This is a genomic window from Pseudomonas sp. NUPR-002 (genome assembly GCF_056322725.1).
On record NZ_CM150476.1, the window covers coordinates 3960421 to 3974701 of the forward strand.

Genomic DNA, 14281 nt, shown 5'->3' on the forward strand with positions numbered 1-14281 from the left:
CATATTCTAGAGTCGTTATTACTTGCTCCTGAGTCTTTCCCTTAGATGATTTCCTCCAGCCCCCTTGTCGATTGGTTATTAGAAAGCCTTGAACTGGACGCCAGTCTGTTCCATGTCGGGCGTTACTGCGGTGGCTGGCATGCCAGCACCCAGGGCCTGGCGCGGGCCAGTTTTCACTTGGTGGTGCAGGGCCATTGCTGGCTGCACATCGCTGGTCAGTCCCAGGCCATTGTCCTGGAGGCAGGAGATGCGGTGTTCCTGCTGCGCGATCTGGAGTACCGGTTATCGGGTACCGCCGATGGCGAACTGGCCCAGCAGCAACCGCGCATGGCCATGCTGCCGCTGGACAGCGAAGCGCAGGACGGCGTTGGTCTGGTCTGTGGCTTCTTTCATTTTCAGCCGGGGCTCTCGTCGCTGATCATCGAAGGCTTGCCTGACTGGTTGATCCTGCGCGCCGGCGACCCGGCGTTGAGTGCGGCGACCGCGCTGTTCGAACTGATCCTTGCCGAATGTCAGCGCCTGCCCGCGCCCTCCTCGGCCTTGCTTGAGCGCCTGAGCCATCTGCTGTTTCTGTACGTGCTGCGCCAGCAAGTACAGGCCGACCTGCCCATGACCGGCCTGGTGTGCCTGGCACGCCACCCGCAATTCGCCACATTGGTCGAGCAGTTGATCGAACACCCCGAGCAGCCCTGGCCACTGGAAAGCATGGCGGCCTGTACCGGACTGTCGCGCTCGGCGTTCTTCAAACGCTTCAGCGAACTGGCTGGGCAGTCGCCCGGGCAAGTATTGCTGGCGCTGCGTATGCGCCATGCCTGCCAGTTGCTCAAAGCCCACAACACCGTCGAACAGGTGGGCGCCGCTGTCGGCTATCAGTCGGTGGCGGCGTTTACCCGTGCCTTCAGCAAAGCCGTAGGGGTGCAGCCGGGGGCCTACCGGCGCCAGCACGAGGGGCGCTGAGGCAAACAACGTTCGGTAATCGAACACAAGCGATTTTCGCCGCTCAAGTCCGTCTGTGCACACTCCGATAGCCCACCACGCGCTGCGATTTTTTGCCCGCGCATGGTGCCTATAACAATTAAAAGGAGTGTTGCCCGCATGTTCGCCGACCTGAAGATTCGCACCGGGATGTTCTGGGTGCTGTTGTTGTTCAGCCTGACCCTGCTGTTCTCCACCGTCAGCGCCTGGCGCGCAGCGGTGGGCATTAATCAGCAAATCACTGAACTGGACTTCACTGCGCGCCAGTCAGACCGATTGAACAACGCCTTGTTGATGTCGATCCGCGCCAGTGCCAACGTCTCTTCAGGCTTCATTGAACAGAGCGGCGGCTTTCAAGACAGTGCCAACAAGCGCATAGCGCTGTCTGCACAACTGATCGACAACAGCCGTGTGCTGTTCGACGAGTTGCTCAACAATACCCAAGAGCCGGCCCTCAAAGCCCTGGCCGCAGAGCTGCACAGCACCTTCGCCCAGTACGCCACAGCCGTGGCCGGGCAACGCGAAGCAAGCGGGCGCAATGACCTGCAAAGCTATTTTGCCGCCACCACCAACGCGGGCAACGCCATGGCGCGGATGCAGACCCTGCGCCAGCAATTGGTGGCAGCATTGAACGAACGCAGCGTACAAATCATGCACGCGTCCGACCAGCGCCTGAGCGCCGCCACCCGCTTGAGCCTGGCGCTAGGCGTGTTCACCCTGGTGCTTGCCGTGCTGTGCTGGCGCTTTATCGTTCGTCGAGTGCTGAGCCCATTAGTTGACGCCAGCCAGCACTTCAAGCGCTTTGCCCAGGATGATCTGAGCGTGACCGTGCAGGTGAAAAGCCGTGACGAAATCGGTCAGTTGTTCGCCGACCTGGCGCATATGCAAAAAAGCCAGCGAGCCACCCTGGCCCAGTTCACCGCCTACGCCGCACAAGTGGCCCAGGCCGCCCAGGTGCTGCATGGAGTGACCGAACAAAGTGCCAACAGCTTGCGCCAGCAAGACCAGGAGCTGGAACAGGCCGCCACCGCCGTGACCGAAATGACCACCGCCGTAGAGGAAGTTGCGCGCAATGCCGTTACCACCTCGCAAGCGGCCAACGACTCCAACCAACTGGCCGAACAAAGCCGCCAGCAGGTCAGTGACAACCTCGAAGGCACCCGCGCGATGGCCAGCGAAGTGCACACCAGCAGCGAGCGCTTGCAACAACTGGCCGGACAGATCCGCGACATTGGGCAAGTGTTGGACGTGATCCGTTCGGTGTCGGAGCAAACCAACCTGCTTGCGCTCAATGCGGCGATCGAAGCAGCGCGGGCCGGCGAGGCGGGTCGGGGTTTTGCCGTGGTCGCCGATGAAGTCCGCACCCTCGCCTACCGCACCCAGCAGTCGACCCAGGAGATCGAGCAAATGATCGCCGGTGTGCAGCACGGCACTGAAGCCGCAGTTGCCTCCATGCAGGCCAGCACCCAGCGTGCGCAATCGACCCTGGGCATCACCCAGGCTTCGGGCCAGGTACTGGAAGGCATCTACAGCGCGATCAGCCAGATCAACGAACGCAACCTGGTGATCGCCAGCGCTGCCGAAGAACAGGCCCAGGTGGCCCGCGAGGTAGACCGTAACTTGCTGAACATCCGCGAGCTGTCGACACGCTCGGCGGCGGGTGCGCAGCAAACGCGCACGGCCAGCCAGGGGTTGTCGGCATTGGCTGAAGAACTGACGGCGTTAGTGTCGCGCTTCAAGGTGTGAGTGATCGCGGGGCAAGCCCGCTCCTACCGGCTGTAGGAGCGGGCTTGCCCCGCGATGCGTTTCACCTAAACATCCACCAAAATATTGAACCCACCAAAAATCAAACGCTGCCCATCAAACGGCATCGGGTTCTTGTCAGGCTGCAAGCGCGGGTCTTCCATCATCTTCTTCATCCCGGCATCGCGCACCTCACGCGATGGCCAGAGAATCCAGGAAAACACCACCGTTTCGTCCGCCTTGCACTTCACCGCCATGGGAAACGAGGTCACCTTGCCCTCGGGCACATCATCGCCCCAGCACTCGATAACGCGCTGGGCACCACACTCCTTGAACACCACCGCCGCCTCTTCAGCATGTTGCTTGAACTTCTCACGGTTGGCGGTAGGCACTGCAAGCACAAAACCATCGACATAAGACATGACGTTGACTCCTGTACAGGGATTGAAGCGATCAGGTCGATCTGTGCAGTAGTCGATTCGCTACCCCCTGATTCGACACCAGCACGCAATGACCGACAAACGGTCGGCCTTGTCGCGGTGGGAGCGGCGGTGCGGCGACCCGACTTGCCCCGCGATCTGGTGCGATACAGCAAATCGCGGGGCAAGCCCGCTCCCACACCGGATGATCAAGACAGTTGCTCCCACCGGTAGGGCCGGATGCAGGGGCACTTTCGTTTCTGCGCCGCTTTTGCAGTGCTGTGCGACAGATCACACATTTGGGGCTCCTCTGCCGATGAATTCTGGTGTTAGCTTGAGGCCCGCTCTGTCGCATTCGACAGACACCTTTTACCTACAACCCGCAAAGGAATGCATCCAACAATGCCCTTCTCACTCAAACACCTGGCCGCTACCACCTTGATGCTGGCCAGCCTTGGCGCGTTCACCTCCCAGGCCCAGGCCAACATCACCCCTCAGCAGAGCACGGCGATCCTGAAAACCTTTGGCGACGCGTCGGTAAAGGACTTCAGGCAATTTCTGGGCAGCCTGGCCAAAAGCGACCTGGCCAAGGCTGATAACCTCGGCGCGAGCATTACTGCTTTCCTCGATAACAAGCCCCTGTCGGCTGAGCAGCAAAACGAAATCCACCGCTTGCTCGGCCTCTACGCGCGGGTGAAATACGGCAGCGCCGCCACCGAAACCCTGCGCGAGTTGGTGGCCATTCCGACGATGCGCGTCGACGGTGTTGCCCAGCACGAGAACCCCGAATTCATCAAGATCGCCGAAAAGATCAAGGGGCTGGCCCAGGCGTTCAACCTGCACTTTCGCAACATCGACAACCGTGTCTACGAGATTTCCCTCGAAGGCAAAGGCAGTGAAGTCGTAGGTATCCATGCCCATGCCGATGTGGTGCCGGTGACGCCAGAGAATTGGGTGCTGCAAGACGGCACCCGGCTCGACCCCTTCAAAGTCACCCTGATCGGCGACCGCATGTATGGCCGCGGCACCGAGGACGACAAGAACGGCATCGTCGTCGCGCTGTATGCGATGAAGATCATCAAGGAAGAGCAGCTACCGCTGGCGCGCACCTTCAAGCTGCTGGTGGACACCACTGAAGAAACCACCGGCGATGCCATTCCTTACTACTTCGAGCGCAACCCAACGCCCAACTACAACCTGGCCCTGGACGGCGGCTACCCGGTGGTGATTGCCGAGAAAGGCTACGGCACCCTGATGGCAAGCTTCCCGCAGCGCAGCGCTGAGGGCCAAGGCGCTGAGATCACCTCAATGACCGGTGGCCTGGCCACCAACCAGATTCCGTCGACATCGGTCGCCACGCTGGTCACCGACAAGCCCGCAGCACTGGCGGACAGCCTGCAACAGGCCGGCGCGGAGTACGCCAAACGCGCGGGCGGCAACTTCACCGTCAACGCCAAAGTCGTCGGCAATGCGGTGCAACTGACCGTTACTGGCGTTTCTGCGCACTCTTCCGAACCCGAATCCGGTGTCAACCCGGTGGCACGGATGCTCGACTTCATCCACAGCCTGGACGGCAAGGTTGCGCTCAAGCACAACGCAATCACCGATGCGGCCCGTTACGCCGCCGACAACTGGGGCCTGGATTACCTCGGCGGCAAGCTGGGGGTTGGCTTCTCCGATGCCTTCATGGGGCCGCTGACCACCTCGCTGACCTTTGTCGGCATGGACGACAGTGCCTTCAAACTCGCCGTCAACCTGCGCGTACCGGTCGGCAAGACACCGGAAGTGCTCAAGCGCGAGCTCAGTGACAAGCTGGCCGCCTGGCAGAAAATGTCCGGGGTAAGCGTAACCTTCGACACCTCCATCGCCGAGCCGATGTACCGCAACCCCGAAGGTGAATGGGTGAAGGCCCTGCTGGCGGTGGCCAGCGAAAACCTCGGTATGGCGCAGAAGTTCGGTACTTCGGCCGGCGCCACCTCGGTGCATGACCTGCCCAACGGTGTGCAATTTGGCCTGGCCATGCCTGACGTCAAATACACCGGCCATAACGACAACGAGTTCAAGACGGTTGAGCAGTTCATGCTGGATCTGCAAATCGTCACCGAAATGATGGGGCGTATCGGCCAGATGCCCGCGCTTTAAGGTGTATGCGAGCCCGCCAGGCAGGCGGGCTCGCTACATGCGCCTGGTGTCGTCGGCCAGTGGCCACGCGCTTTGAGTGTCGCGCGCACATATGCCAGTGCGCGAGCAAACACCGGATGGCAATCAGCGTCAGGCAAAGGGTCGAGTTCAGCCCAGAAAAATTCGAAACGATGGCCATGATCATCAAGTGTTTGATGCACCCATTGCTCGGGTAAGCGCCCGCTCACCTGACACAGGTGAAATGACCACACCTGGCCAAGATGCTCAGCATCCCAGCAGCCCAAGTCGTCCATAACCCTGTCGGCTTTAATCCCCGACTCTTCCCAGAGTTCTCGTAACGCCGCCTGGGCGGGCGTTTCGCTGCGCTCAATCGAGCCCTTGACCAATTGCACCCCGGCCAACGGATGCCGGAACAACAGGATCCTGGGAACCCGTGCGGGTAACAGTACGACTGCGCAGGCCTTGTCTGGGCGCATGAGGATGTCCTTATCGGTCAATGAAGGCAGAAAGACTTGCCATCATACGCGGGCCAACAGGCAGCCACTGCCTGCACAACTGACGCAATGATATTGAAATGACATTATTGTAATAGTATGTTTCCAGAGAGTTTTTAACGCTAGCACCTCCACAAGGAAGACTGCATGACGCTCAAAGGAAAGTTGATTTCAGGCTATCTGGTTATTGGCCTGATCTACACCCTGTATTCCTGGCTTTTCGGCGCCTACTCCTACGCCAGTTTCGCCTACAACCTGGGCCGAGGCCTGATCTGGCCAGCGGCAATGTTCCCGGCTTTCGGCGCGTTTCTTGGCGTCATCGTCTTGCTCGTGGTCATCGGCGCGCTGCATTTGAGCCGCCGTTAAGCAACCTGCACCTATACATAGATCAAGGACAAAGACCAATGAGCATGAAGAAAGCAACGCTGGCTGCGCTGTTTGCTGCGGCACTGGCAGGCTGTGGCGGCAGTCAGGACAAGGCAGAGGAACTGATTGAGGTCAGCGACCTGGGCAAGCACTACGGCACCATCGTCGAAATCGCCTCCGCCGGTTACGCGCGCCAGTACCCGATGCTGGACCGCGAGCAGATCCGCAACGTCATTCGCGAGAATGTTGATCAGGACGAAATCAAAAGTCAGATGGTTGAGGTCTATGCCGATCACTTTGACGCCGATGAGCTGGAACTGATGATTCGCGCCAACAAGCATCCCGATCAGGCCATGGCCATTATTCTTGGCTCCAAGGAAGGCCGCTCGTTGGCTGAAAAAGTGATGAAGGTGCAGACCACCATCGCGCAGGACATGCAAGAGGCGATGGCTGACAGCGATGAGGCCATCGTCGATGCGCTGGATGATCTGAAGGACGACCTTCAAGGCTAACTCCGGTAGGAGCGGGCTTGCCCCGCGATGGTGGGCTTTCAGACACATCGCATCGCGGGGCAAGCCCGCGCCTACACGTTTGGCAAGCTTGTGCTAGCGTTTTGTGGCCAACCCTCCACTTACGGGCCCCGCCATGGACGAATCCATCGTTAGCATGACCACCACCAAGTTCAATGCGGCAGTCGCGCTTGTACAAACGTACGGTGCGGCATTTGCGGTCAAGATTCTCTCCGCCATCGCCTTCTGGATTATCGGGCGCTGGCTGATCGGCTTTGCCGTCGGCATGGTGCAACGAGCGCTGACCAAGCAGAAGCTCGACCCGACCGTGCTGCGTTATGTCGGCTCAGTCATCACCGTGACACTGAACATCATGCTGGTGATCGGTATCCTCGGTTACCTCGGCATGCAAACCACCACCTTCGCCGCGCTGCTCGCCGCCGTCGGTCTGGCGATCGGCATGGCCTGGTCGGGGCTGCTGGCCAACCTGGCGGCCGGTGCCTTTATCATCGTCCTGCGCCCGTTCAAGGTCGGTGATTTCATCAGCGCGGGCGGTGTGATCGGGACGGTCACCGAGATCGGCTTGTTCGCCACCACCATCAACACCCCAGACAACGTGCAGACCTTAGTCGGCAACAACAAGATCTTCAGCGACAACATCCAGAACTTCACCCACAACCCCTACCGCCGTGTCGAGCTGCAGGCGCAGCTGTCTGGCGCGGCAGACTGGAAGGCGGCCGCAGCGTTGCTCAAGCAACACATCGCAGCACTGCCCAACGTGCTCGCCGAGCCGCCAGTGGATGTGGAAATTCTCGAATTCAACCTGGTCGGGCCAGTGCTGGCAGTGCGTCCGTTCTGCCATAACGAGCACTATTGGCAGGTTTATTTCGACACCAACCGCACCATCAAGGATGTCCTCGGCGAGGCGGGCTTCCCGGCACCGATGCCGGCACAAACGGTGATTGTTCAGCAGCGTGCCGAGTAAGCTGCCAGCCGTGTCACAGGCAAACGAGAAAGCCCTCCGTGGAGGGCTTGATCGACAGGTTCCAGGTTGTTAACCGGGTTGCTGCACGTAGCGCGCCAAACGCGGGTCGCGACTCATCACCGTCAGGGTATTGCTGTAGACCTGCTCTGCGGTGACATCCTGATGGGCAAAGATCTCATTGAAATGCTGATGCGTGACACTGGCAAAGTGTTGACGGTCATCGCTGGGCACGCCCAGCAAGGTGGCATAGGCGCTCAACGATTCACCATTGCCTCTGGCCATGTCCTCGGAAATACCTTCCAGCATATTGTTCATCGCCAGCATCGAACGGCCACCATAGCCAAGCTTCACTTTTGAATCGCAACCGTTGGTGCCAGAGGTCAGGCCAAAGGTGGCGTTGCCAGAAGTGCCGTTGGTGGTTGTCGCCAGCAGGTGGGGGCCCAAGCCGCTTTTTCCTTCAAACAGCATGTTGCCCCAACCACATCCATTACCCCCTGCCTGCGCTGCCTGCACGGAAAATGTGGCAGCAGTGAGGAGCCCGAGTAAAACCGCCTTGCCGATCAGCTTGTTTGTCATGCTCGTATTCCTTCGGTCGAGAATTACGCCACGGACACGCGAACGCTAGAGCAACGAATGGTTGAACAACACGCGCCCTCGCTAGAGGGTTTAGGCGAACCTTGGAGCAAATTCAAAGTTATTGCGCAAAAGAAATCGAATTGCTCGTGGCTTGATGCGCGCCGGCCAGTGACACCTGGGCGGGCGTTGAGGGGCAGGCAGTGAGCGCAAGCCCCACGTCGGTATCGATGCAGATGTAAACCGCACTGCACACACGAGTGGGGCTGGCGTCAGCCTCAGGAGGCGGCGTTCAGTGCAGCTTGTTGCTTGGCGGCGGAGCGGCCGCGCAGCCAACTGAAGGCAATGGCCAGAATCAGGGCGAAACCGACGTAGCCCAGCAGCGGATAGACAGTACCGACCAGCTTGCTGAAACCACCCAGGCTCAGGCCCAGACCCACGCAAACCGTCACGGCGCTGACCAGTTTGAAGCGGCGGGTATCCGGCTTGGCAAAGCGTGCACTGAAGGCAAAGAACATACCCACTGCGGTGCTATAGATCATGCACACCAGCGCGATCGACATCACCACGGTCAGCAGTGGCGACAGACGCCCCGCCAGCGCCAGCGACGGCATTTCGATGCCTTGCAGCTGGTTGATGTTGGCGAACAGGCCGATGTTCAGCAGCAGGATCAGCGCGCCCAGGCCCAGCCCACCGAGAATACCGCCGACACCTGCAGCCTTGGGCTGCTTGGTCATGCCGCCAATGACGGCCAGCATCGGGAAACCTACGGCGATGTTGAACGAGGCGTACAGCAAGGCGCCAACGAACCAGTTGTCGGTAACGGTTTCGTTGTTCTCGCGAGCGACTGCGTCGAGGGTTTCAACCGGGGCGTTGTAGCTGAAGATCGAGTAGGTGGTGATGATCAGTACCATGGCCAGCAGGAACGGCATGACCGCGCTGATCAGGTTGATGATGCGCGTAACGTTCAGGCACAGGGTGGCAATCACCAGCACAGTCATCAGCACACCGCCGAACAGCGGTGGCAGGTTGTACTCCTGGGAAAAGATCGAACCGCTGCCAGCGAGCATCACTACGCCGACACCGTACAGGAAGAACGACAGCACCACGTCAACGACCAACCCGGCACGCGCGCCGAACAACCGGTAGAGGACTTCCTTGTGTGAGTTCGCCTGCATCTGCGAACTCATCCGAGCGATCTGCATGCCAAGGAAGGCAAACAACACACCGCTCACCAGAGTGCCGACAATGCCTATGAGCCCATAGCCGGTGAAGAACTGCAGCACCTCCTGTCCGGAGGCAAAGCCACCACCGATTACTACCGACATGTAAGCAAGCGCAATCTGGATAGATTGTTTATTCATGACACTTCATCTCGTTCTTAGACTTATTAGTTGCATGAAAAAAAGAGGTCACTCCTGTCCTCTTCATTCCGCATCGCGAGCGTCTAGATCGCTGCACGCAAGCCCCTGGCTCGCGCAATCGTGCAGGCATTTCGACGCCAGGCGCAGTATAGGAAGACTGCGCCAGTTGTTTTGACTGTATAAGCAATAAAATTTGGCGGAAAATACCGCAGAAATTAAATCCACACGACAACTTTCGCGAAACTACTAAAATCCACCGCAAACTTTTCTACATTTGGTTACAAATAACTTGGGTAAATGCCAGGAAATAGCCATTGCAATCGCGAATACCAAACTCTCTTGAACCGTAGGGCATGTCTTGCAATGGCCAGGCAATCGACGCCTTGTCTCTGATGGCTTCGAAGTAGCGGTCTACCTGCGAAATTGCACAATAGAAGGTGCCAGAGCAGGCGACAGCGCTGCCCCACAGATCCTGCTGGGTAAACACCAGGCGGCAGTCCTCCAGTTGCACGGTCAGCGTTGAATCCTCTGAGTCGCTCACCGTGAACCCGAGCGTGTCGCGGTAATAGACACGGGTACTTTCCAGATCGATACAGCGCAGCAGCACGGTAATCGCCATGTTGATCCCCTCCGGTGGGAGCGGGCTTGCCCCGCGATTCCCGACTTTCGGTCAAATCACATCGCGGGGCAAGCCCGCACCCACCGAGATGCACCTAGGTGCTCGCAAGCGGTAATAGCCACGCAACGCCACCAGCAGCACACCGACGCCGGCAACCAGCGCCACACTGAAACCCGCCTTGCCGCCCAGCCCATCAACCACCTGGCCCGACACCGCAGCACCACCAGCAACTCCGACATTCAAACCCGCCAGCAACCATGTCATCCCTTCGGTCAGCCGGTGCTCGGGAATCACCCGCTCCACCAGTGACATCGCCACAATCATGGTCGGCGCAAAGAACAGACCCGCCACCAACACCGTTGCTGACAAACCGAAGATGCTGCCTGCGAACATCAGCGGCAAGGTGGTCACAGCTGTCGCAAAACCACCCAGCAACAACAACGTGGGCAGTGGTGTACGCCACTTCAGCGCACCGAACAGCAACCCCGCCACGCAAGAGCCGATGGCGTAACACGACAGCACAATACTGGCTGCTGCCGGCGCCCCGCTTTGCTCGGCGAAGGCCACGCTGACGATTTCCACGGTGCCGACGATGAGCCCCATGACCACCATCAGCAAGGTCAGCAGGCGCATGTCTGCAACCCGCAACAGCGATACGTCGCGACGTGCGGCCTCGGCGTCCTGTTGCAGCGGCGGCTCGCTCCCCACTTGTGCAACCAAGGCAGCCACACCGAGCGCAAGCAACACAGCGGCGGCCAACGGGCCAGCCTGCGGCGCTACCGCTACGCACAAGCCGATGGCGATGGGTGGCCCCGCGATGAAGGTGACTTCGTCGAGCACCGTTTCCAGCGAATACGCCGTCTGCAAGTGTGCTGTGCCACGGTAGATCGCACTCCAGCGGGCGCGCACCATCGCCGACATGCTAGGCATACAACCTGCCAGCATTGCGCCGACAAATAGCGTCCCGTCGGCGGCCTGCCAATGGCTGCAGGCCAACAGGACAAAAATGCCCAACACACTCAGCGCCGTAAACCCGGGCAGCACGCGGCGCTGGCCGAAGCGATCCACCAGCCGCGAGACCTGCGGTGACATCAATGCATAGGTCAGCACGAAGGTCGCCGATACCGCCCCCGCCAGGCCGTAGCTGCCGCGCAGTTGCGCAAGCATGGTGATAATGCCGATACCAGTCATGGGCAACGGCAAGCGGGCCAGCAACCCGGCCAAGGCAAAACCTTTGGCCCCCTGGGCCTGGAACAACGCACGGTAGGGATTGAACATGCTGCACACTCCTTGTCGATTCAGGCCCGCCGCGCAATCAGCACACAGGCGCAATTACATACACTCCGTATGTTTAAGTATTTTTATCATACGCTCTGTATGTAAGTCCATGCGCGCACAGCCCGACCTCACGCGAGGTGCTCTGTGGATTGCCGAGGACGAAGGTCGGAGGGATGGGTGGCCACGGGCCCTGATTGCCATGGAGCTGCTGCTCAACGGTAACCGGGCCTCAGATGAAGAAGGGCGTCAGGGGCTGTACGAAATTCAGCTCGGCATCGATGTAACGGGCTCTGCTCCGCCTTCAGGACTACTCACGACGTCGTCACTGGCCAGGGCTGCCTGTTTCAAACGGTCCGCTTTACTGATGTATTTAGGTTTGTTTTTCGGTGCCAATTTGGCATTGGCCTTTTTGGCGTGAGCCTCTAACAACTGCTTAATTTTTTTGCGGCGATTCATAATATTTCACACGTTCTGTCAGTGCTGAAAGCGGACTTCAGCGTGTCGACAGGGTGGATGCTCACACCGTGAATGTCTACAGAACGTTGCAGGAAATCTGCGGCAAATGCCGTCAACCAAAAGTTTACAGCTTAGGTATACTGCCAGGCTCTTGGCTCCCGATCAGGACACCCGGCCCATGATGGAAAACAGTTTCGCTTTTCGCCTCAAGGAGTTGCTTGAGCATCAGAAGTTGACCTTGCAAGCCGTGGGCACGGCCCTGGGAATCTCGCGCACCGCAGTACACAAATGGACCCGCGGCGGTGAAATCGACTACGACAACCTGCGCAAGCTGGCAGACTTTCTCAAGGTCAACTGGATCTGGTTGCGCTACGGCGAAGAAGCCTTGCAGAACGTTCAGCAGCCTCAGGTCGTAGAGCTGCCGATGACTGATCTGCGGCGGCGCTACACCGCCGAGATCATGGAAAGCGAAACACGCATGAAACTGGCCCAGGAAGGCGCGCGCATTGTCACCTGGGAATGGAACCTGATCAGCGACGAGGTGACCTACTCGCCTAACGTCGAGCAAGTGTACGGCTGGCCGGTGCACCGCAACGAAGACTTCTGGGCTCACCTGCCCGCCGAGGACGTTACGCGCATGCAGGCCATGTACGCCCAGGCGGTGGCCGACGGCAGTGGCTGCGAATGCGATTTTCGTATTACCCGCCCCGATGGCGAAGTGCGCTGGATTTCTTCCCGCGCCACGGTGGTGCGCGACAGCGCCGGTCGTTCGGTGAAGATGGTCGGTATCAGCATGGACAACACCGAGCGCCAGGTCGCCGAACAGGCGCTGCGTAACAGTGAAGAGCGCTTTCGCGCAATCTTCGAACTGGCCTGGGGCGCCCTCGCCTACATCGCCCCCGATGGCACCTGGCAGCGGGTCAACAACAGCTTGTGCGAGTTACTTGGCTACCGCGCCGAAGAGCTCTACAGCATGACCTTCCAACAGATCACCCACCCGGACGACCTGGACGCTAATCTACAACTGCTGCAACGTATGCTGGCCGGTGAAACCGAGCGCTATGAAGTAGAAAAGCGCGTGCGGCACAAAAGCGGCGAATACATCTGGGTGCGCGCCCGTACTTCACTGCAGCGCCGCGACGATGGCGAGCCGGAACACCTGATTAGTGTGTTCGAAGACATCGGCGCCAAGCGTCTGGAACATCAGCGCCTGCAAGCGCATATCGCCGGGCTTGAAGCACGGCTGGCGCAACGCGTCTGAACCTCACCCGCTTGATTGGGAGCGCAAGGGATGCTGCCAGGTTATCCATACACGTCAGCGCGGTCATTACGCATCGCCAGACTGCGCGGTAAGGTCGGCCTGTATTTTGTCGCCGCCTTGTCGGTGCTGGCCGGCATGACCGATGCCATCGGCTTTATGGCCACCGGCGATTTTGTCTCGTTCATGAGCGGCAACACCACACGCCTGGCGGTGTCGCTGGGCAGCGGTGAAATGAGCCTGGCGCTGCGCATTGGCGCGCTATTGCTGGCCTTCGTAGTCGGCAACGCCCTGGGCGTGATCATTGCCCGCCTCAGTGGGCGCAGGCCCTGGCCGCTGTTATCGATCATCGCCGCGCTGCTGGTGCTGGCAGGGCTGTTGCCAGGCAACTGGCAAGTCCCCGCCTTGGTCGCTGCGGTCCTCGCCATGGGAATGATCAATGCGGTGGTCGAAGAAGTGAACGGGATGCCCGTGGGCCTGACCTATGTAACCGGCGCGCTGTCACGCTTTGGCCGTGGCCTGGGGCGCAGGCTGCTGGGCGAGCGTCGGCAAGGCTGGCGGGTGCAGTTGATTCCCTGGACGGGCATGTTCGTCGGCGCCGTGGCCGGCGTGCTGCTGGAACACGCCTTCGACCTGGCTGCGCTGCTGTTCAGCGCCGCGCTGGCTGCCACGCTCGGGTTGATCTCGTTGAAAATCCCCCGGCGCTGGCAGCTCGGCTACATGCCCCGATAATCGCTTACAGGCAGGTGGCCAATGCGGCCATCCGGCGCAAGGCGACACTGTCGTCTTTCTTGGCGTAGTAGCTGACCGCGGTGTTGGCACCTTGCGACTGGATATCGGCAAACGACTCGGCTTCACGAGTGTACACGGTAAAACCGCCCTGCTTCGGCTCCAGGTAGCCGCTGGCATCGACGCCGAATACGCCTTCGTCCTGCCAGCCGAATTGAATGCACTGGGCAACCCGGTCAGCCGGTTTGCTCGAGGTGAAACTTTTGGTGGGCGCCTGGCTGCGTGCCGCTTCCATGGCCGAAGAGGCACAACCGGCCAACAACGCTGCAGCAACCATCGCCATTACTACCCGCATGACACACCCTCGTCGA

16 protein-coding genes are annotated in these 14281 nt (G+C 59.7%); 8 read left to right on the forward strand and 8 right to left on the reverse strand.

Translation table 11 applies throughout. The features are described 5' to 3' along the window. Window positions 1-45 precede the first annotated feature (45 nt). On the forward strand, window positions 46-957 hold the full coding sequence (locus ACVWSC_RS17950; RefSeq protein ID WP_442108286.1) for a cupin domain-containing protein: 912 nt from the start codon (window positions 46-48) through the stop codon (window positions 955-957). 138 nt (window positions 958-1095) lie between these two features. Further along, on the forward strand, window positions 1096-2721 hold the full coding sequence (locus tag ACVWSC_RS17955) for a methyl-accepting chemotaxis protein (protein ID WP_442108288.1): 1626 nt from the start codon (window positions 1096-1098) through the stop codon (window positions 2719-2721). A 65-nt stretch (window positions 2722-2786) separates the two neighbouring features. Here the strand turns inward: ACVWSC_RS17955 and ACVWSC_RS17960 are convergent, their stop codons facing one another. Continuing rightward, window positions 2787-3140, reverse strand: a complete 354-nt coding sequence (locus ACVWSC_RS17960) for a DUF1428 domain-containing protein (RefSeq protein WP_442108290.1) — start codon at window positions 3138-3140, stop codon at window positions 2787-2789. A 399-nt stretch (window positions 3141-3539) separates the two neighbouring features. Between ACVWSC_RS17960 and ACVWSC_RS17965 the strand changes: the two genes are divergently transcribed. After that, window positions 3540-5279, forward strand: coding sequence for a dipeptidase (locus tag ACVWSC_RS17965; protein ID WP_442108292.1), 1740 nt, complete (start codon window positions 3540-3542; stop codon window positions 5277-5279). Here ACVWSC_RS17965 and ACVWSC_RS17970 read toward each other — a convergent pair. Further along, window positions 5276-5755, reverse strand: a complete 480-nt coding sequence (locus tag ACVWSC_RS17970; protein ID WP_442108294.1) for an NUDIX hydrolase — start codon at window positions 5753-5755, stop codon at window positions 5276-5278. The genes ACVWSC_RS17965 and ACVWSC_RS17970 overlap by 4 nt on opposite strands. A gap of 165 nt (window positions 5756-5920) precedes the next feature. Here ACVWSC_RS17970 and ACVWSC_RS17975 point away from each other — a divergent pair, with 165 nt between their 5' ends. From ACVWSC_RS17975 to ACVWSC_RS17985, 3 genes are all read left to right on the forward strand, one after another. Next, window positions 5921-6139 carry a hypothetical protein gene (locus tag ACVWSC_RS17975; protein ID WP_442108296.1) on the forward strand — a complete coding sequence of 73 codons (219 nt, stop codon included), beginning with the start codon at window positions 5921-5923 and terminating at the stop codon, window positions 6137-6139. Window positions 6140-6177: 38 nt separating this feature from the next. After that, entirely contained in the window at window positions 6178-6651 is a 474-nt protein-coding gene (locus ACVWSC_RS17980; RefSeq protein ID WP_442108298.1) for a DUF2059 domain-containing protein, read from the forward strand. A 133-nt stretch (window positions 6652-6784) separates the two neighbouring features. After that, window positions 6785-7633, forward strand: a complete 849-nt coding sequence (locus ACVWSC_RS17985) for a mechanosensitive ion channel family protein (RefSeq protein ID WP_442108300.1) — start codon at window positions 6785-6787, stop codon at window positions 7631-7633. 69 nt (window positions 7634-7702) lie between these two features. Here ACVWSC_RS17985 and ACVWSC_RS17990 read toward each other — a convergent pair whose 3' ends face one another. From ACVWSC_RS17990 to ACVWSC_RS18010, 5 genes are all read right to left on the reverse strand, one after another. Continuing rightward, window positions 7703-8209, reverse strand: a complete 507-nt coding sequence (locus tag ACVWSC_RS17990; RefSeq protein ID WP_442108302.1) for a DUF3015 domain-containing protein — start codon at window positions 8207-8209, stop codon at window positions 7703-7705. A 275-nt stretch (window positions 8210-8484) separates the two neighbouring features. Next, window positions 8485-9570, reverse strand: coding sequence for a YkvI family membrane protein (locus tag ACVWSC_RS17995; RefSeq protein ID WP_442108304.1), 1086 nt, complete (start codon window positions 9568-9570; stop codon window positions 8485-8487). Window positions 9571-9838: 268 nt separating this feature from the next. Next, complete coding sequence (locus tag ACVWSC_RS18000) at window positions 9839-10189, reverse strand: VOC family protein (RefSeq protein ID WP_442108306.1); 351 nt, start codon at window positions 10187-10189, stop codon at window positions 9839-9841. Between the two features lie 51 nt (window positions 10190-10240). Further along, entirely contained in the window at window positions 10241-11467 is a 1227-nt protein-coding gene (locus ACVWSC_RS18005) for an MFS transporter (RefSeq protein WP_442108308.1), read from the reverse strand. Window positions 11468-11731: 264 nt separating this feature from the next. Then, window positions 11732-11923 (reverse strand): DUF2986 domain-containing protein, encoded by a 192-nt coding sequence (locus ACVWSC_RS18010; RefSeq protein WP_442108310.1) that lies wholly within the window; start codon window positions 11921-11923, stop codon window positions 11732-11734. Between the two features lie 178 nt (window positions 11924-12101). On the opposite strand from ACVWSC_RS18010, the gene ACVWSC_RS18015 reads away from it, so the two are divergent. Together ACVWSC_RS18015 and ACVWSC_RS18020 are read left to right on the forward strand one after the other, a co-directional pair. Next, a complete protein-coding gene (locus tag ACVWSC_RS18015; RefSeq protein ID WP_442108312.1) occupies window positions 12102-13184 on the forward strand; it encodes a helix-turn-helix domain-containing protein in 1083 nt (360 codons plus the stop codon). 30 nt (window positions 13185-13214) lie between these two features. Beyond that, complete coding sequence (locus ACVWSC_RS18020; RefSeq protein ID WP_442108314.1) at window positions 13215-13913, forward strand: YoaK family protein; 699 nt, start codon at window positions 13215-13217, stop codon at window positions 13911-13913. A gap of 4 nt (window positions 13914-13917) precedes the next feature. Here ACVWSC_RS18020 and ACVWSC_RS18025 read toward each other — a convergent pair whose 3' ends face one another. After that, a complete protein-coding gene (locus tag ACVWSC_RS18025; RefSeq protein ID WP_442108316.1) occupies window positions 13918-14265 on the reverse strand; it encodes a hypothetical protein in 348 nt (115 codons plus the stop codon). Window positions 14266-14281: the final 16 nt, after the last annotated feature.